Here is an 18,537-nt window from a genome sequence, read left to right as displayed (position 1 = left end):
AAAAGAACCGCGCGACAGCGCGGTTTTTTCTAGCCGGGAGCCATACCAAATTACTCGGGAATTTGCTATACTTGAGCCAATTACTCGGGTATTGACCGCCGGATTCGCCGACGGCCATTGCCGAATCACAGGGAATTCACCATGCGGCTAACTACCAAAGGGCGTTTCGCCGTGACTGCCATGATCGATCTGGCTATGCGGCAGCATAGCGGCCCGGTCACTCTTGCGGCCATCAGCCAGCGTCAGAATATTTCGCTTTCCTATCTGGAACAGCTGTTCGGGAAACTGCGTCGCCACGAACTCGTGGACAGTGTGCGCGGCCCCGGCGGCGGTTACTCGCTCGCCCGCCTGGCGCGCAACGTGACCGTTGCCGACATCATCTTCGCCGTCGACGAACCGCTGGACGCCACCAGCTGCGGCGGCAAGCGGGACTGTACGAGCGGCAACGATGGCAAGCCCGGCAAGTGCATGACGCATGAGCTTTGGGCCACGTTGAATCGCAAGATGGTCGATTACCTGGATTCGGTGTCGCTGCAAGATCTGGTTGATCAGCAGCGCGTGCGCCAATTGCAGGAAGCCAACAATCAAGCGCAGGCTTGCGCGGTTCGCGTGAATCGGGTTGGAGGCACCAATAACGCCGCCAACGCCCCGACCACCACCGTCGCGGCCAATGCCACCGTATAAGCAGTAGGAGTTGTAGATATGACCACCCGCCCGATTTACCTGGACTACTCAGCCACGACCCCCGTCGACCCGCGCGTCGTCGAAAAGATGGTGCCCTGGCTGTACGAAAGCTTCGGCAACCCCGCGTCGCGCAGCCACTCGTTCGGTTGGGAAGCCGAAGACGCCGTCGAGCGTGCCCGCGAGGAAGTCGCCAAGCTGGTGAACGCCGATCCGCGTGAAATCGTCTGGACCTCCGGCGCCACCGAGTCGGACAACCTGGCCATCAAGGGCGCCGCCAACTTCTACGCCGAGCGCGGCAAGCACATCATCACCATCAAGACCGAGCACAAGGCCGTGCTCGACACCTGTCGTGAACTCGAGCGCCAGGGCTTTGAAGTGACCTACCTGGACGTCAAGGACAACGGCCTGATCGACCTGGACGTCTTCAAGGCAGCGCTGCGTCCCGACACCGTGCTGGTGTCGGTGATGATGGTGAACAACGAAATCGGCGTCATCCAGGACATCGAAGCCCTGGGTGAGATCTGCCGCGAGAAGGGCATCATCTTCCACGTCGACGCCGCGCAAGCCACCGGCAAGGTCGAGATCGACCTGCAGAAGCTGAAGGTCGACCTGATGGCGTTCTCGGCTCACAAGACTTACGGCCCCAAGGGCATCGGCGCGCTGTACGTGCGTCGCAAGCCGCGTGTGCGCATCGAAGCGCAGATGCACGGCGGTGGCCACGAGCGCGGTTTCCGCTCTGGCACGCTGGCCACGCACCAGATCGTCGGCATGGGCGAGGCCTTCCGCCTGGCCCGTGAAGAAATGGGCACCGAGAACGAGCGCATCCGCATGCTGCGTGATCGCCTCTGGGCCGGCCTGTCGCAGATCGAAGAGGTCTACCTCAACGGTGACATGGACCATCGCGTGCCGCACAACCTGAACGTCAGCTTCAACTATGTCGAAGGCGAGTCCCTGATCATGGCGATCAAGGAACTGGCCGTTTCGAGTGGCTCGGCCTGCACCTCGGCCAGCCTGGAACCTTCCTACGTGCTGCGGGCCCTGGGCCGCAACGACGAGCTGGCGCACAGCTCGATCCGCTTCACGCTGGGCCGTTTCACCACCGAGCAGGAAGTGGACTACACCATCGAACTGCTCAAGAGCCGCGTCGGCAAGCTGCGCGACATGTCGCCGCTGTGGGAAATGGCCAAGGAAGGCATCGATCTGAATACCGTGCAGTGGGCCGCGCACTAAGCGCCCGCGCCAAAGAATACGTGGAGAACTAACATGTCTTACAGCACCAAAGTCCTGGATCACTACGAAAACCCGCGCAACGTCGGTTCGTTCGACAAGTCGGACGACTCGGTGGGCACCGGCATGGTCGGCGCGCCGGCCTGTGGCGACGTCATGAAGCTGCAGATCAAGGTGAACGAAGCCGGCGTCATCGAAGACGCGCGCTTCAAGACCTACGGCTGTGGCTCGGCCATCGCCTCCAGTTCGCTCGTGACCGAATGGGTCAAGGGCAAGACGCTGGACGAAGCGATGAACATCCGCAACACGCAGATCGCCGAAGAACTGGCCCTGCCGCCCGTGAAGGTGCACTGCTCGATCCTGGCCGAAGACGCGATCAAGGCCGCCGTGCAGAACTACAAGGAAAAGCATTCGGTTCCGGCCGAAGCTGTTGCGAGCTGAACATGTCCGTTACCCTGACCCAACAGGCCGCCACCCACATCGGCCGCTATCTGCAAAAGCGCGGCAAGGGGATCGGCTTGCGCCTCGGCGTTAGGACGACGGGTTGTTCCGGCATGGCCTACAAGCTGGAGTACGTGGACGATGTGGCGCCCGAGGACCAGGTGTTCGAGAGCTTCGGCGTGAAGGTGTTCGTCGATCCCAAGAGCCTGGCCTACCTGGACGGCACCGAGCTCGACTACGCCCGCGAAGGCCTGAACGAAGGCTTCAAGTTCCGCAACCCCAATGAGAAGGCGACCTGCGGCTGCGGCGAGTCGTTCACGGTGTAAGTCTTGGCTGGAGACGACCACTTCAGCCTGTTCGGCTTGCCGTCACGCTTCGACCTGGATGCCCAGGCGCTGGAATCGGCGTGGCGCACCGTCGCCGCGCAGGTGCATCCCGACCGCTTTGCCACCGCCAGCCCCGCGGAACGCCGCGTGGCCATGCAGTGGGCGGCGCGCGCCAACGAGGCCTACCGCCAGTTGCGCGATCCGCTGTTGCGGGCGCGCTATCTGTGCGAGCAGGCTGGCGTGGATCTGCAGACCGAGAGCAACACGTCGATGGACACGGCTTTCCTGATGCAGCAGATGACCTGGCGCGAAATGATGGACGACGCGCGCGACGACGCCGGTGTCCTGGCGACGCTGCGGACCGAGCTGGAGGACGCCCGCCAGCAGATGCGCGCCGCGTTGACGCGCCTGCTGGACGAACAGCGCGACTACGCCGCCGCGGGTCTGAAGGTGCGGGAATGGATGTTCGTGGAGAAGCTGGCGCAAGAGCTGGCCCACGCCCATCCCGATTCCTAGCCAACGGGCCGGGCAAGGCCCGGCCGCGGGGCGACCCGGACTTCGCCGCCTACTGAGTAGAAAAAACAATCATGGCCTTATTGCAGATATCCGAGCCCGGTGAATCGCCCGCGCCGCACCAGCGCAAGCTGGCGGTGGGGATCGACCTGGGCACCACCAATTCCCTGGTTGCCGCGGTGCGCAGCAGCGTTGCCGAAGTCCTGCCCGATGCGCAGGGCCACGTGTTGCTGCCTTCGGCGGTGCGCTATTTCCCCGGCGGCAAGGTCACGACGGGCCGCGAACCCCTGGCGCAACAGGCCGAGGACCCGCTGAACACGGTGGTGTCGGTCAAGCGTTTCATGGGCCGTTCGCTGGAAGAGGCGCGGGCCTCGCGCGCGCCCTACGAATTCGTGGATGCGCCCGGCATGGTGCGCATCCGTACCGCGCAGGGCGACCTGAGCCCGGTGGAAGTGTCGGCGCAGATCCTGGCGGTGCTGCGCCAGCGCGCCGAGGACGTGCTGGGCGACGACCTGGTGGGCGCCGTCATCACGGTCCCGGCCTATTTCGACGACGCCCAGCGCCAGGCGACCCGCGACGCGGCGCGCCTGGCCGGCCTGAATGTGCTGCGCCTGTTGAACGAGCCGACCGCCGCGGCGATCGCCTACGGCCTGGATAACGCCGCGGAAGGCGTGTACGCCGTCTATGACCTGGGTGGCGGCACTTTCGATATTTCCATTCTGCGGTTGACGCAGGGCGTGTTCGAAGTGATCTCGACCGGCGGCGATACCGCGCTGGGCGGCGATGATTTCGATTCGCTCATCGTCGACCACGTGGTGGCGGCCGCGGGCGCCACCGAACTGACGCATGCCGACCGGCGTGGCCTGCTGATGGCGGCCCGCGCGGCGCGCGAAGCGCTGTCGGATGCGCAGGACGCCCATCTGGCGCTGACGCTGGCCAATGGCCAGGTGATCGATCACACGCTGACCCGCGCGCAGTTCGAGGCGCTGGCGCAGCCGCTGGTGCAGCGCACGCTGGACAGCGCGCGCCTGGCGCTGCGCGACGCCGCCCTCAAGCCGGCCGACGTGCGCGGCGTGGTGATGGTGGGCGGCGCCACGCGCATGCCGGTGGTGCGCGCCGCGGTCGGCGAGATGTTCGGCACCGAGCCGCTGACCGATCTGGATCCGGATCAGGTGGTGGCGCTGGGCGCCGCGTTGCAGGCCAATCTGCTGGCCGGCAACCGCGCGCCGGGCGAGGACTGGCTGCTGCTGGATGTGACGCCGCTGTCGCTCGGCCTGGAAACCATGGGCGGGCTGGTCGAGCGCGTGATTCCGCGCAACAGCACCATTCCGGTGGCGCGCGCGCAGGAATTCACGACGTTCAAGGATGGCCAGACGGCCATGAGCATCCACGTGCTGCAGGGCGAGCGCGACCTGGTGACGGATTGCCGTTCGCTGGCGCGTTTCGAACTGCGCGGCATTCCGCCGATGGTGGCGGGCGCCGCGCGCATCCGCGTGACGTTCCAGGTGGACGCCGACGGCCTGTTGAGCGTGACCGCGCGCGAGCAGAGCACGGGCGTGGAAGCGGCGGTGTCGGTCAAGCCTTCGTATGGCCTGAGCGATGACGAAGTCGCGCGCATGCTGGCCGACAGCGTGGCGCAGGCAGACAACGATGCCCGCGCCCGCATGCTGCGCGAGCAGCAGGTGGAAGCGCGCCAGCTGGTCGAATCGGTGCAGGCCGCGCTGGCGGTCGACGGCGACCTGCTGAATGCCGAGGAACGCCAACGGGTCGATGAATGCCTGCAGGCGGCCAGCCGCGCCCAGGAGGCGCAGGACGTGGACGCGGTGAAGGCCACGGTCGAGGCGCTGTCGGCCGCGACCGATGAATTCGCCGCGCGCCGCATGGACCGCAGCATCCGCGCCGCGCTGGCCGGCCGCAAACTTGACGAAATCGCCTGATAAGAAGCTATGCCGAAACTGACCGTATTGCCTCATCCCGACTACTGCCCCGAAGGCGCCGTGATCGAGGACGCGCCCAAGGGCGTGTCGATCTGCCGCGTGCTGCTGGACAACCACATCGACATCGAGCACGCCTGCGAACTGTCGTGCGCGTGTACGACCTGTCACGTGGTGGTCAAGCAGGGCTATGCTTCACTGGAAGACGCGACCGACGACGAAGAGGATCTGCTGGACAAGGCCTGGGGCCTGACGCCGACCTCGCGCCTGTCATGCCAGGCATTGGTGACGGACGCCGACCTGACGGTGGAGATTCCCAAGTACACCATCAACCACGCGAAAGAGGGCCATTGATGAAGTGGACCGATACTTACCAGATCGCCGAGGCGCTGGCCGATACGCATCCGGACGTCGACCCCAAGACGCTGCGCTTCACGCAGCTGCGCGAATGGGTGCTGGCCTTGCCCGGTTTCAATGATGATCCGGAACGCAGCGGCGAGAAGATCCTGGAGGCCATCCAGATGGCCTGGATCGACGAGGCCGACTGATCCGACCGCGAAACGCTCCCCCAGGGGAGCGTTTTTTTCATTGGGGCCGCGGACGCGGGGTATCATCAAGACTCTCTTCGTTGTCCTTGCTATCAGAGTCTACCGATGCCCGCTGCCCCACTGCGCTTTGGCCTGGCCGCCAACCGACTGCACCACGAATCGCCCGATGCCGCCTTGTTCACGTGGCTGCGGGCCTGTTCGTCCACCATCCGCGAATTGGGCGTGCAGCTGCATACCGTGGGCCGCACCCACGATGCCATCGTGCGCGAAGGCATGCTGCAAGGCTATTCCGGCCTGATCCGCTATCCGTATGGCCGCGAAGGCGGCCTGATGAAGCTGGTGGCGCGCGTGACCGAGGGCCGGGACGGGCAGGAGCCGTTCGACGGCGCGATCTACCTGATCGATCCCGTCGATCCGTCGTCGATCTTTCCCGAGGCGCTGGCGCTCAAGCGCCAGTGCATCACGCATGGCCGGCCGTTCATCTCGACGCTGGCCGGCGCCATCGAGTGGATGGAAGTCGAGCGCGTGCATGCGGGCCTGGCGCCGGACATGGCGGCGTCGCGGCTGTTCAATTACACCGGCCAGACGCTGGCGTTGATCGCGCACGATGCGCTCAAGGACGAGATGGTGGCGTTCGCCGCCGAGCACTTCGACGTGCTGTCGCAATTCGCCCGGCGCGTGGCCACCGGCACGACCGGCGGCCGCCTGAACGAACTGGCGTGGTCGCGCGGCTGGCCCAAGGACACGCCGTGGGTGCATCGCTACCTGAGCGGGCCGCTGGGCGGCGACGCGCAGATCGCGGAACTGGTGCTGGAGCACCAGTGCCAGCGCGTCATCTTCTTCGAAGATCCGCACGTGGCGCGCCAGCATGAAGCCGATATCCAGTTGCTGGAGCGCGCCGTGCGCGTGGTGACGGAGTCGGCCACGTGCGCGACGTCGCCGTCGGTGGCGCGGCGCTGGGCCAAGGCGGTGGAGCTGCGGGCCGGCCGCGGCTGAGCCGATTGCGAACCGAGAGGGCGCCCTAGGGGCGCCTTTTTTATTGTCGTTTTCCCCAATAAGCCGGAGGGCTTGCCCGGGGCAGCCTGTTGTAAACAGGGGAAGTCTTTCCTTTTGTAGTGAAAAGGAATGGTTTCAATAACGAGAAACATTAACATCTGGCTTCCAAAAATTCATCATGGGAAGCCACGTCGATGTTTGATCCTGCCATGTCCCGCCGCGCCAGCCTGGCGGCGGCCCTGAGCCTGTTGCCGGCCGCGCTGGTCGCGCAGTCGGCGCCCGTCGAACCGACCACCACGCTGCCGTCGGTCAAGGTGGAAGGCAGCGCCGAGACGGCGACCAGCCCGGTGCTGGGCTACGCCGCCACGCGTTCGGCCACGGCCACCAAGACGGACACGCCGCTGAACGAGACCGCGCAGTCGATCACCGTGGTGCCGCGCGACCAGATCGTGGACCAGGGCGCCACCAGCCTGCAGGATGCGCTCGGTTATGCGGCCGGCGTGCGCTCGGATGCCTACGGCCTGGATTCGCGCAGCGACAGCGTGCGGGTGCGCGGCACGGATGTCGATGTCTACCTGGACGGCATGCGCCAGGCGTTCGACTACTACACCAGCACGACCCGGCCCGATCCTTACATGCTGGAGCGCATCGAGGTGCTGCGCGGGCCGGCGGCAATGACGTACGGCCAGGGCAGCACGGGCGGCCTCATCAACATGGTCAGCAAGCGGCCGCTGGCGGAGACACAGCGCGAAGTCGGGATACAGCTGGGCAACCATGGGCGCAAGCAGGCGCAGATCGACCTGACCGGGCCTGTCACCGAGGACGGCCAGTGGCTGTACCGGCTGGTGGCGTTGCAGCGCGATGCCGATACCCAGGTGCGTCACGTGCCGGACGACCGGACGCTGGTGGCGCCGTCGCTGACGTGGCGTCCCAGCGCGGCCACGTCATTGACGCTGCAGGCGCTGTACCAGAAGGACAAGTCGGGTTCGACCGCGCAGTTCATGCCGTGGTCGGGCATGCGCACGCCGAATCCGAACGGCATGATTCCGACCTATCGCTTCATCGGCGAGCCGGACCATGACCGCTACGATTCCGAGCGCAGCAGCTTCGGCTGGCTGTTCGAGCACCAGTTCAACGACAAGTGGTCGTTCAGCCAGGGCTTCCGCCACGCCAACAACAAGGTGACGTACTTCACGCACTATGCGGATTCGTTCACGGTGCCTGGCGGCTGGGCGGAGGATCCGATCAACCAGCGCATCATCGGCCGTTACGCCGATGACACCATCACCAAGGTGCGCATGGATACGCTGGACCAGCACCTGACGGGCGAGGTGAGCACCGGCGCCGTGACGCACAAGCTGCTGCTGGGGCTGGACTGGTCGCGCTACCGGCGCGACCGCCAGAGCGGAAGCGGCACGGATACGATCGACGCGTATGCGCCGGTGTATGGCAATGGCTATATCCCCGAACTGACCGGCGAGCCGCGCTTCACGCAGCGACAGACGGGCCTCTACCTGCAAGACCAGATGAAGATCGGCCAGCACTGGATCGTGACGGCAGGCCTGCGGTACGACCGCGCGCGCAGCCAGCTCGAAGGCGGCGAGGTGGACAAGGCGCAGGCCACCACCAAGCGGTTCGGGCTGATGTACGCGGCCAGCAACGGCTGGTCGCCGTACGTCAGCTACAGCGAGTCGTTCACGCCGGTGGCCAGCACCACGCGCAACACGCCCGATGGCGCGGTGCCCGAGCTGTACAAGCCGCTGCGCGGCAAGCAGTGGGAGGCGGGCGTCAAGTACCAGTCCGCCGATGGCGGCCATCTGGCGACCGCGTCGGTGTATGACCTGCGGGAGAAAAACCGCCTGGTGCCGGATCCGACGGCGGCGTTGAACAACATCCAGACCGGCAAGACTCGCACGCGCGGGCTGGAACTGGAATGGCGCGGCCAGCTGACGTCGTCGTTCGACGTGATCGCGCACTACAACTACATCGACCTGGATCCGAAGCTGGAAGGCATTCCGCGCCACCAGGCCGCGGCGTGGGGCCGCTACCGTTTCGCGCTCGACAACCTGGACGGGCGCTTCACGGTGGGCGCGGGCACGCGCTGGATGGCGGCGTTCCGCGATGGCGACGGGCCCAAGCTGTCGCCGGTGTGGCTGTTGGACGCCATGATGGCGTATGAAACCAACCACTGGCGCTATGCCTTGAACGTCAACAATCTGACCGACAAGACCTATCTGGCCACGTGCCTGTCGCGCGGCGATTGCTGGTACGGCGCGCGCCGCAGCGCGATCGCCAGCGTCACCTACAAGTTCTGACGCGGGCGCCGCGCACGCGCTTTAGCGGCCCTGGAAGCGCGGCGCGCGTTTTTCGCGGAAGGCGCGCACGCCTTCGGCGAAATCCTCGCGCTGCGCGGTCGCCAGGAAGCAGGCGGTTTCGTCGGCCAGTTGCGTTTCCAGCGTCGCATGGGCGGCGTTGCGCAGCAGGTGCTTGGCGCCGGCGATGCCGTGCGGCGCGTGGCTGGCCAGTTGTTGCGCGTAGGCCTGCGTTTGCGCCGCGAGCTGGCCGGCGTCGGCCACGCGGTTGATGAGTCCCCAGGCGTGCGCGTCGGCGGCGCCGAAGGCGTCGTGGCGCAGCAGCAGGTCGAGCGCGCGGCGCGGGCCGAGCAGGCGGTTCAGGCCATGCGTCATGCCGGCGTCGGGCGTGGCGCCGAGCTTCAGGTAGGCCGTCATGAAGCGCGTCTCGGCATCGGCGATGGCCAGGTCGCAGGCCAGCACCAGCGACAGGCCGGCGCCCGCGGCGACGCCGTGGATCTGCGCCAGCCAGAGCTTGTCCATGCGGGCGACGTGCGCGATGAAATCGTTGAGCGGCGTGAACAGGTCGAGCAGTTTTCCGCGCACGGCGTTGACGTCGCCTTCGAACAGCGTGATGTCGCCGCCGGCGCAGAAGGCCTTGCCGGCGCCGCGCAGCAGCACCACGCGCAGGTCCGCGCGGGTATCGAGCCATTGGGCGGCGCGTTGCAGGTCGCGCGCCATGGCGACGTCGATGGCGTTGAGCGTGGCGGGCTGGTTCAGCGTCAGCGTGGCGATGCCGTCGGCGGCTTCCAGCAAGAGGGTTGGAAAGACGGGCAGGGGTGGGTTCATGGCTTGTCTCCGTTATCGGGTAAATACCAACTTTCGATCCAAAAACCACGATGCTATGGTCGGAACCAAGCGCTTGCTCGGTTGCCGTCCGCCACGCAAGCGTAACGCATAGAACGATTTTCCGGCGCTGTACAGCGTAGGTAAAGACAGGTTCGCCGCATCGCCTGCCTCGGGGCTACGCTGATTCACCGCCAATAGAAAAACAGCTTCGCGACAACAGCGAGGAGACAAAGGTGGATCAATCCGACAGCCCTCCGTTGCTGGAGGTGGATGGGGTCACGTTGGCGTTCGGCGGGGTCAAGGCGCTCACGGGCGTGGGCTTTCGCGTGGCGCCCGGATCCATCACCACGGTCATCGGCCCCAATGGCGCGGGCAAGACCTCGCTGTTCAACACCATCTCGGGCTTCTATCGGCCGGCTACGGGCTCCGTCCGCTTCATGGGCCGCGACATCACGCGCATGGCGGCGCCCGAGCGCGCCCGGCTGGGGCTGGCGCGCAGCTTCCAGAACATCGCGCTGTTTCGCGGCATGACGGTGCTGGACAACATCAAGCTGGGGCGCCATGCGCACCTGCGCACCAACGTGCTGGACGCGCTGCTGTACCTGGGGCGGGCGCGGCGCGAGGAGATGGCGCTGCGCGCCGACATCGAAGAACGCATCATCGACTTCCTGGAGATCGACCACATCCGTCACGCCCCGGTGGCGGCGCTGTCGTACGGGCTGCGCAAGCGGGTGGAACTGGCGCGGGCGCTGGCGATGCAGCCCAAGGTGCTGATGCTGGACGAGCCGGTGGCGGGCATGAACCGCGAGGAGACCGACGACATGGCGCGCTTCATCCTCGACGCGCGCGCCGAGTGGGGCGTGACGGTGCTGATGGTGGAGCACGACATGGGCATGGTGATGGACCTGTCGGACCACGTGGTGGTGCTGAACTTCGGCCAGGTGATCGCCGATGGCACGCCGGCCGTGGTGCAGGCCGATCCCGAGGTCATCAAGGCCTACCTGGGCGCGGGCGACGTCGGCGACCTGCGCCGGCGGCTGCGCGAGGCGGCCTGATGGACGGCCTGTTCTTCCTGGAGGTGACGCTGGCCGGGCTGGGCAGCGGCGGCCTGTATGCGCTGGCGGCGCTGGCGTTCGTGATCGTCTACAAGGCGACGCGGGTGGTGAACATCGCCATCGGCGAATTCCTGATGATGGGCGCCTATGTGTTCTACGCGTTTGCCGCCGGCATGGCCTGGCCGGTCTGGGCGGCGATCGCCGGGGCGGTGGCGGTGTCGGCCGTGCTTGGCGCGGTGGTCGAGCGCGTGACGATCCGGCCGATGCTGGGCGAATCGCCGATCTCGGTGTTCATGATCACCGTGGGATTGGCGTCGATCCTGGTGGGCGTGGTGGAGCTGATCTGGACCGCGGATCAGCGCCGGCTGCCGGAATTCATGCCGCGCGCGCCGGTGATGGTGGGCGAGGCGTTCGTCGCGCCCAAGGTGTTCTACGGCTTCTGGGTGGCGCTGGCGCTGGTGCTGCTGGTGCTGGCGGTGTTCCGCTACTGGCGCGGCGGCGTCGCCTTGCGCGCCACCGCGTCGGACCAGGGGGCGGCGTATGCGATGGGCATCAACGTGCCGCGCGTGTTCTCGCTGTCGTGGGCGGCGGCGGGCGCGATCGCGGCGGTGTCGGGGGTGATCGTGGGAGCGATCGGCGGCATCTCGTCGTCGATGGGCGTGTTCGGCCTGTCGGTGCTGGTGGTGGTGATCGTGGGCGGGCTGGACAGCGTGGCGGGGGCGCTCGTGGGGGGCATCTTCATCGGGCTGCTGGAGGCCTGGGCCGGCGCCTACCTGGGCGGCGAATACAAACTGCTGGCGACCTTCGTGGTGCTGGTGGCGGTGCTGATGATGCGGCCCTACGGGCTGTTCGGCACGCGTGAAATCGAGAGGCTGTAGCCATGCGCATCGCGACCGCGAAAGAGACCTACCGGGCCGACGAGGCGCTGTTCGATACAGCAACTCAGCGGCTGTGGCTGGCGCTGCTGGCGGCGTCGCTGGCGCTGTTCCCGTTCGTGGCCGACGCCTACTGGCTGTACCTGGCGTGCCTGGTGGCGATCAACGTGGCCAGCGCCACCGGCCTGAACATCCTGACCGGCTACACCGGGCTGGTGAGCCTGGGGCAGGCTGCGTTCATGGGGCTGGGCGCCTATACGGTGGCGGTGATGGAATTGCGGCTGGGCACGCCAGTGCTGCTGAATCTGCTGGGGGCCGGCGTGGTGGCGATGCTGGGCGGGCTGCTGGTGGGCATTCCTTCACTGCGGGTCAAGGGGCTGTACCTGGCGATCTCGACCATCGCGGCTTCGTTCATCGCGCACTTCGTGTTCGCGAATTGGGCCTTCACGGGCGGGACCGGCGGGTTGCAGGTGCCGCCGGCGCGGCTGCTGGGGATCGACCTGGATACGTCGTTCAAGATCTACTGGCTGATCGTGCCGTTGACGGCGCTGATGGTGCTGGGCGCGGCCAACCTGTTCCGCACCCGCATCGGCCGCGCGTTCATCGCGATCCGCGACCGCGACATTTCCGCCGAGGTGCTGGGCATCCACCTGCTGCGCTACAAGCTGCTGTCGTTCGGCCTGTCTTCGTTCTACGCCGGCGTGGCGGGCGGGCTGTGGGCGTATTTCTTCCGCGTGGTCACGCCGGAGAGCTTTCCGCTGATCATGTCGATCTTCTTCCTGGCCGCCATCATCGTGGGCGGCATGGGCTCGATCCTGGGTTCCATCCTGGGCGCCGTGTTCATGACCATGGTGCCCGAGCTGCTCAAGCTGGTGGTGGGCTGGCTGCCGGTGGGCGGCGACGCGTTGCGCCTGATTTCGCCGGTGCGCACCATCGTGTTCGGCCTGCTGATCGTGGGCTTTCTGATCTTCGAGCCGCATGGGCTCGCGGAAATCTGGCGCCGCGTGCGCCGCTATTTTCACCTCTGGCCTTTCCGCACCTAGACGGCGGCCATTCCCAAGAGAACCAGGAGACGAAACCATGAAGCGCATCCGGATAGGCAGCGGTTTATCGAAGTTGCTGGCGCCCTTGGGCGTGGCATTGGCGCTGGCCGCGGCGCCGGCGGCCCAGGCCGAGGAGGATCTGGTGCTGGGCGGCTCGATCCCGTTGAGCGGGGTGTTCGCGTTCGCCGGGCAGGGCATCCATGCCGGCATCACCGACTACGTCAAGATCGTCAACGACCAGGGCGGCGTCAAGGGCCGCAAGCTGCGCTACGTGCCGGAGGACACCGCCTACAAGGTGGACGCGTCGGTGGCGGCCTTCAAGAAGATCACCAGCCAGAACAAGGTCAATTTCTACTACGGCGATTCGACCGGGTTCTCCAAGACCATCAATGCCGAGCTGAACCGCTCGGGCAACATCCTGATGACCGGGGCCTCGTTCGCGACCGAGCTGAATGACCCGGCCAAGTATCCGGCGCAGTTCATGCTGGGGCCGGACTACACGGAGATGTTCGGCATCCTGCTGCGCTACATCGCCAAGGAAAAGCCGGGCGCCAAGGTGGCGTTCGTGTATTCGGACACCGAGTTCGGCCGTGACCCGATCGCCAGTTCGCGCGCGGTGGCGCAGAAGCTGGGCCTGACGGTGGCCACCGAGATCATGACGCCGCCGGGCAGCGTGGACGTGTCGACCGAGGTCATCAAGCTGCGCCGCGCCGATCCGGACTTCACTATCTTCCACGGCTACGTGCTGGCGCCGATTCCCGAGTTCGTCGGGCAGGGCAAGCGCATGGGCCTGAAGACGCGCTACATGGGCACGTTCTGGACCATGGACAACTCCACCGTGATGCAGATGGGCGAGGACGCCGAGGGCTTCATGGGCGTGATGCCGTACCGCTACTACTACGACGAGACGGCCGACGCGCCGATGCTCAAGAAGATCCGCGAGATGCGGCCGCAGTACCAGAGCACCGGCTACATGCAGGGCTTCCTGGCGGCGATGCTGTTCACCGAGGTCGCCAAGCGCACGCTGGAGGCGGGCAAGGAGCTGACCAGCGCCAACATGAAGGCCGCGCTGGAGGGCATCAAGGACTTCGACACCGGCGGGCTGATCGGCGTGCCGATCAGCATCAAGGGCAATTCGATTCCGGTGGGGCGCATCTACCGCGCCGATACCAAGCAGAAGCAGATGGTGCCGGCTTCCGACTGGATCGTGCTGCAGTGAGGCGCCCGTGAATCCCGGACACGCTGCGTCGCCGCCGACGGTGCTGGACATCAACAACATCGAGGTGGTCTACAACAAGGCGGTGCAGGTGCTGCGCGGCCTGTCGCTGTCGGTGCCGGCCGGCGCCATCGTGGCGCTGCTGGGCAGCAACGGCGCCGGCAAATCGACCACGCTGAAGGCGGTGTCGCGCCTGCTCGACCTGGAGGACGGCGAGCTGGCGCGCGGGCGCATCCTGTTCGATGGCGGCGACACCGCCGGCGCGAAGCCGCAGAACCTGGTGCGGGCCGGGCTGGCGCACGTGATGGAAGGGCGTCGCGTGTTCGAGGACCTGACGGTCGAGGAAAACCTGGTGGCCGCGACCTACGCGCTCAGCGGCAGGGCCGGCGCCAAGGTCGACTTCGACCTGGTGTATGGCTATTTTCCGCGGTTGCACGAACGCCGCCGCGGCCTGGCGGGCTATCTGTCGGGCGGCGAGCAGCAGATGCTGGCGATCGGGCGGGCGTTGATCGCGCAGCCCAAGCTGATGCTGCTGGACGAGCCGTCGCTGGGATTGTCGCCGATGCTGGTGGAAACCATTTTTTCGATCATCGCGCGCATCAACCGCGAGCAGGGGGTGTCGATGCTGCTGGTCGAGCAGAACGCGTCGGTGGCGTTGGCGGTGGCGCATTACGGCTACATCATGGAGACCGGCAAGGTGGTGATCGACGGCACGGCTGAAAAACTGGCGGCCGACCCCGACGTGCGCGAGTTCTATCTGGGCGTGGGCGGGTCGGGCGAGGCGCGCGGCTTTCGCGATATCAAGCACTACAAGCGCCGCAAGCGCTGGCTGTCATGAACGGGCCGCTCGATCCTGGCCGCGCGCCGCACGCCTGGCCGGCGCTGACGCTGCCGCAGATGCTGCGCGAGCAGGCGCGCCGCCAGCCCGAGGGCATCGCCGTGCGGCAGAAGGACTTCGGCATCTGGCAGCCGGTGTCGTGGGCGCAGTACTGGCGCCGGGCCTGCCGCGTGGGGCTGGGCCTGCAGGCGGCCGGCCTGTCGCGCGGCGGACGCGTCGCGATCGTGGCGGAGAACCGGCTGGAGTGGCTGTTGACGCTGCTGGGCGCGGGCGCCGTCGGCGGCGTGGCGGTCGGCGTCTATGCGACCAGCCCGGCCGAGGAAATGGGCTATGTGCTGGAGCACGCCGACGTCGAACTGGTGGTGTGCGAGGACCAGGAGCAGACCGACAAGGTGCTGCAGGTGGCGCATCGCCTGCCGCTGTTGCGGCGCATCGTGGTGATGGAGACCAAGGGCCTGCGCTCATACGCGCCGGCCGAGCGCGACCGCATCGTCGCCTTCGCGGAGCTGGAGGCCGAGGGCCAGCGGATGGAGGCCCAGGCGCTGCCGGCCTTGAACAGCGTGCTGGACGGACAGCGGCTGGATGACCTGGGCCTGATGATCTATACCTCGGGGTCCACCGGCAAGCCCAAGGGGGCGATGCTCAGCTACCGCAACATGCGCGGCGTGGCGCCGGGCATTGCCGAGCGCCTGGGCATGGACGCGGCCAGCGTGCACCTGTCGTACTTGCCGCTGTGCCACGTGGCCGAACAGATGCTGTCGACGTTCGTGCCCATCTACCTGGGCGCGCAGGTCAATTTCGGCGAATCGATCCGCACCGTGCAGGAAGACCTGCGCGAGGTGGCGCCGACCGTGTTCCTGGGCGTGCCGCGCATCTGGGAGAAGCTGCACGCGTCGATCTCGATCAAGATGCAGGAAGCCGGACGCCTGCAACGCTGGCTCTACCGGCGGGCCATGGCGGCCTGCGCGCCATTCGCGGAAAAGTCGGCGCGCCAGCGCAATGCGGGCGAACGGCTGACCTATGCGTTGTGGTACTGGCTGGTGCTGCGCGCCCTGCAGAATTTCATCGGCCTGCGGCGCGTGCGGGTGGCGATGACGGGGGCGGCGCCGATCGCGCCGGAAGTGGTGCGCTACTTCCGCAATCTTGGCGTGCCGCTGGTGGAGGTGTACGGCCTGACCGAGTCGACCGGCATGATCTTCGGCCAGCATCCTGACCGCGTGAAGGCGGGCACGGTGGGCGAGCCGATCCTGGGCGTCGAGTGGCGCCTGGGCGAGGCGGATGAATTGCAGGTGCGTGGCGAGATGGTGTTCGCGGGCTACTACAAGAACGAGGCCGCGACCGCCGACGCGGTGCGCGACGGCTGGCTGCACACGGGCGACGTGGCCGCGGTGCGGGACGGCCAGCTGCGCATCGTCGATCGCCTGAAGGACATCATGATCACGGCGGGCGGCAAGAACCTGACGCCGTCCGAGATCGAGAACGCGGTCAAGAGCAGCCCGTACGTGAAGGAATGCGTGGTCGTCGCGGACGGCCGGCGCTACGTGGCCGCGCTGATCCAGCTGGAATTCGAGACGGTGGGCAAGTGGGCCGAATCGCAGCGCATCGCCTTCACCCATTTCCGTTCGCTGGCCGAGTGCGGGCAGGTGCGGGAGCTGGTGGCCGGCGAGGTGGCGCGCGCCAACGCGGGGCTGGCGCCCGTGGCGCAGATCAAGCGCTTCCATCTGCTGACCAAGGAACTGGACCATGACGATGGCGAGGTGACCGCGACCATGAAGGTGCGGCGCGCCAGCATCTACCGCAGCTACGCGGACGAGATCGAACGGCTGTACGCCGAGGAGACGCCGGCATGAACGAAGCGGTGATCGTGGAAGCGGTGCGCACCCCGTTCGGGCGGCGCGGCGGCTGGTGGGCCGATACCCGGCCCGATGACTTGCTGGCCTTGACCATCCAGGGCGTGCTGGCCCGCGCCGGCCTGCCGCTGGGGCAGGTGGACGACGTGGTGGCGGGCTGCGTCAGCCAGGCGGGCGAGCAGGGGGCCAACATCGGCCGCCTGGCCGCGCTGCTGGCGGACCTGCCGCAAACGGTGCCGGGCATGGCCTTGAACCGCATGTGCGGCTCGAGCCAGCAGGCCGTGCATGTCGGGGCGCAGGCGATAGCCGCGGGCGATATGCGCTATGTGGTGGCGGGCGGCGTCGAGAGCATGAGCCGCGTGCCCATGTTCCTGGACGTGACGCTGGGGCAGCGCGAGTTCCGCGGCTTCGAGTCGCTGAACCCCGGACTGCTGCAACGCCATCCGTTGATCCACCAGATCGAGAGCGCGGAGCGTATCGCCGAACAGTGGCAGTTGAGCCGCGAAGAACTGGACGCGTGGTCGATGCAAAGCCACGCGCGCGCCTGGCAGGCGGCCAGCGCGGGCCGCCACGCCGAACTGCTGCCGGGGCCGGCCGGCACGCCGGCGCGCGACGAAGGCATTCGCGAGCGCGCCGATCCGGCCAAGATGGCGGCGCTGGCGCCGGCCCTGCGCGCGCCCGGGCAGGGCAATGTGACGGCGGCGCAGGCCAGCCAGCTGGCCGACGGCGCCGCCGCGGTACTGCTGGCGGATCGCGCGGTGGCGCTGGCCGACGGGCTGCGGCCGCAGGCGCGGTTCCGCGCCCGCGTGGCGATCGGCTCGGATCCGGTGTTGCAGCTGACCGGCATCATCCCCGCGACCGAACGCGCCCTGGCGCGCGCCGGCCTGCAACTGGCGGACATCGACTGGATCGAGATCAACGAGGCCTTCGCCAGCGTGGTGCTGGCCTGGCTGAAGACGGTGGGCGCGGATCCGTCGAAGGTCAATCCGTGGGGCGGCGCCATCGCCCATGGCCATCCGCTGGGCGCGACCGGCGCGGCGTTGATGGCCAAGATGCTGGCGGGGCTGCGCGCCACCGGCGGCCAGTTCGGCCTGCAGGTCATGTGCATCGGCCATGGCATGGCGACCGCGACGATCATCGAACGCCTATGAACCGGATCGACAGGGCAGGGCCGGACGCGACGCCTGGCGGGCATGAGGATGGCGCGGAATCGCTGCGCCGCGCCGAAGTGATCCTGACGGCGGCCCGCCTGTTCCGCAAGCATGGCTACGAGCGCACCACGGTGCGCGAGCTGGCGCGCGCCGTGGGCCTGCAGTCCGGCAGCCTGTTCCATCACTTTCGCAGCAAGGAGGAAATCCTGGTGGCGGTGATGAACAACGGCATCCAGGAAGTGCTGGATGCCGGCCGCCAGGCCCTGGCGTTGTACCAGGCGCCTGCCGACCGGCTGGCGGCGCTGTTCCGTGTGCACATGTGGAGCATGCTGCACGGCGCCGGCGGCGATGCGATGAACGCGCTGGTCTACGAGTGGCGCAGCCTGTCGGCGCCGAGCCAGGCCAGCGTCAAGGTGCTGAGCGACCGTTACGAGGCGATGTGGCAGGACGCGGTGGCGGCGGCGGTGGCCGCCGGCCTGCTGCGCGGCGATGCGCGCGTGATCAAGCGTTGCGTGCTGGGCGCGATGAACCTGACGGTGCAGTGGTACAAGCCCGACGGCCGGCTGCGGCCGGCGGCGTTCATCGATGAGATGCTGCGGGCCAGCCTGCCGGCGTTGCCGGAGGGGGCGGGACGCTGGCCGGTGGGCTGAATAAGGGACGGATTTTCACGCGGGGGGAGCCTCGCAATAGATGTGAATAT

The 18,537-nt window shown here is 67.2% G+C and carries 19 protein-coding genes; 18 read left to right on the top strand and 1 reads right to left on the bottom strand.

Annotation, left to right across the window (positions count from 1 at the left end):
- The first annotated feature begins 141 nt into the window (after positions 1 to 141).
- The 10 genes from iscR to AC1HFW_RS12435 all read left to right on the top strand — a co-directional run bounded on the left by iscR (position 142) and on the right by AC1HFW_RS12435 (position 8,984).
- Positions 142 to 684, top strand: coding sequence for a Fe-S cluster assembly transcriptional regulator IscR (gene iscR / locus AC1HFW_RS12480; RefSeq protein WP_035360559.1), 543 nt, complete (start codon positions 142 to 144; stop codon positions 682 to 684).
- Positions 685 to 702: 18 nt separating this feature from the next.
- On the top strand, positions 703 to 1,914 hold the full coding sequence (locus AC1HFW_RS12475) for an IscS subfamily cysteine desulfurase (protein ID WP_006395865.1): 1,212 nt from the start codon (positions 703 to 705) through the stop codon (positions 1,912 to 1,914).
- A 33-nt stretch (positions 1,915 to 1,947) separates the two neighbouring features.
- On the top strand, positions 1,948 to 2,352 hold the full coding sequence (gene iscU, locus AC1HFW_RS12470) for a Fe-S cluster assembly scaffold IscU (protein WP_006386173.1): 405 nt from the start codon (positions 1,948 to 1,950) through the stop codon (positions 2,350 to 2,352).
- Positions 2,353 to 2,354: 2 nt separating this feature from the next.
- A complete protein-coding gene (gene iscA / locus AC1HFW_RS12465) occupies positions 2,355 to 2,678 on the top strand; it encodes an iron-sulfur cluster assembly protein IscA (protein WP_006395864.1) in 324 nt (107 codons plus the stop codon).
- Positions 2,679 to 2,681: 3 nt separating this feature from the next.
- Positions 2,682 to 3,194, top strand: a complete 513-nt coding sequence (gene hscB, locus AC1HFW_RS12460) for a Fe-S protein assembly co-chaperone HscB (protein ID WP_061074254.1) — start codon at positions 2,682 to 2,684, stop codon at positions 3,192 to 3,194.
- Positions 3,195 to 3,265: 71 nt separating this feature from the next.
- Complete coding sequence (gene hscA, locus AC1HFW_RS12455; RefSeq protein ID WP_006395862.1) at positions 3,266 to 5,128, top strand: Fe-S protein assembly chaperone HscA; 1,863 nt, start codon at positions 3,266 to 3,268, stop codon at positions 5,126 to 5,128.
- A gap of 9 nt (positions 5,129 to 5,137) precedes the next feature.
- Complete coding sequence (fdx, locus tag AC1HFW_RS12450) at positions 5,138 to 5,479, top strand: ISC system 2Fe-2S type ferredoxin (protein WP_006395860.1); 342 nt, start codon at positions 5,138 to 5,140, stop codon at positions 5,477 to 5,479.
- The gene (gene iscX / locus AC1HFW_RS12445) at positions 5,479 to 5,673 is read left to right on the top strand and encodes a Fe-S cluster assembly protein IscX (protein ID WP_006395859.1); all 195 of its coding nucleotides are present in this window, start codon (positions 5,479 to 5,481) and stop codon (positions 5,671 to 5,673) included. Before fdx ends, iscX begins: the two co-directional genes overlap by 1 nt.
- A gap of 105 nt (positions 5,674 to 5,778) precedes the next feature.
- Positions 5,779 to 6,669 (top strand): methylglyoxal synthase, encoded by an 891-nt coding sequence (locus tag AC1HFW_RS12440; protein WP_006395858.1) that lies wholly within the window; start codon positions 5,779 to 5,781, stop codon positions 6,667 to 6,669.
- 209 nt (positions 6,670 to 6,878) lie between these two features.
- Positions 6,879 to 8,984: a TonB-dependent siderophore receptor gene (locus AC1HFW_RS12435; protein ID WP_479283651.1), complete on the top strand. Its 2,106-nt coding sequence runs from the start codon at positions 6,879 to 6,881 to the stop codon at positions 8,982 to 8,984.
- 21 nt (positions 8,985 to 9,005) lie between these two features.
- Here AC1HFW_RS12435 and AC1HFW_RS12430 read toward each other — a convergent pair whose 3' ends face one another.
- Positions 9,006 to 9,809, bottom strand: a complete 804-nt coding sequence (locus AC1HFW_RS12430; protein WP_479283649.1) for an enoyl-CoA hydratase/isomerase family protein — start codon at positions 9,807 to 9,809, stop codon at positions 9,006 to 9,008.
- A gap of 257 nt (positions 9,810 to 10,066) precedes the next feature.
- Here AC1HFW_RS12430 and AC1HFW_RS12425 point away from each other — a divergent pair, with 257 nt between their 5' ends.
- From AC1HFW_RS12425 to AC1HFW_RS12390, 8 genes are read left to right on the top strand one after another with little or no spacing between them, the layout of a single operon-like run.
- Positions 10,067 to 10,864: an ABC transporter ATP-binding protein gene (locus AC1HFW_RS12425; RefSeq protein WP_479286496.1), complete on the top strand. Its 798-nt coding sequence runs from the start codon at positions 10,067 to 10,069 to the stop codon at positions 10,862 to 10,864.
- Positions 10,864 to 11,742, top strand: coding sequence for a branched-chain amino acid ABC transporter permease (locus AC1HFW_RS12420; protein ID WP_006395854.1), 879 nt, complete (start codon positions 10,864 to 10,866; stop codon positions 11,740 to 11,742). The genes AC1HFW_RS12425 and AC1HFW_RS12420 overlap by 1 nt, the downstream gene beginning before the upstream one ends.
- A 2-nt stretch (positions 11,743 to 11,744) precedes the next feature.
- Positions 11,745 to 12,782 carry a branched-chain amino acid ABC transporter permease gene (locus AC1HFW_RS12415; protein WP_006386156.1) on the top strand — a complete coding sequence of 346 codons (1,038 nt, stop codon included), beginning with the start codon at positions 11,745 to 11,747 and terminating at the stop codon, positions 12,780 to 12,782.
- A 37-nt stretch (positions 12,783 to 12,819) separates the two neighbouring features.
- Positions 12,820 to 14,001 carry an ABC transporter substrate-binding protein gene (locus AC1HFW_RS12410; RefSeq protein ID WP_006386155.1) on the top strand — a complete coding sequence of 394 codons (1,182 nt, stop codon included), beginning with the start codon at positions 12,820 to 12,822 and terminating at the stop codon, positions 13,999 to 14,001.
- 40 nt (positions 14,002 to 14,041) lie between these two features.
- A complete protein-coding gene (locus tag AC1HFW_RS12405) occupies positions 14,042 to 14,836 on the top strand; it encodes an ABC transporter ATP-binding protein (RefSeq protein ID WP_061074260.1) in 795 nt (264 codons plus the stop codon).
- Entirely contained in the window at positions 14,833 to 16,686 is a 1,854-nt protein-coding gene (locus AC1HFW_RS12400) for an AMP-dependent synthetase/ligase (RefSeq protein ID WP_479283646.1), read from the top strand. Before AC1HFW_RS12405 ends, AC1HFW_RS12400 begins: the two co-directional genes overlap by 4 nt.
- Positions 16,683 to 17,837, top strand: coding sequence for a thiolase family protein (locus AC1HFW_RS12395; RefSeq protein ID WP_479283644.1), 1,155 nt, complete (start codon positions 16,683 to 16,685; stop codon positions 17,835 to 17,837). The genes AC1HFW_RS12400 and AC1HFW_RS12395 overlap by 4 nt, the downstream gene beginning before the upstream one ends.
- Positions 17,834 to 18,487 (top strand): TetR/AcrR family transcriptional regulator, encoded by a 654-nt coding sequence (locus AC1HFW_RS12390; RefSeq protein ID WP_241074248.1) that lies wholly within the window; start codon positions 17,834 to 17,836, stop codon positions 18,485 to 18,487. The genes AC1HFW_RS12395 and AC1HFW_RS12390 overlap by 4 nt, the downstream gene beginning before the upstream one ends.
- Positions 18,488 to 18,537: the final 50 nt, after the last annotated feature.

Source organism: Achromobacter sp. ISS7 (assembly GCF_056523125.1).
The sequence above is the reverse complement of the archived record's forward strand: the minus strand, read 5'-3'. Positions and strand labels throughout refer to the sequence as shown.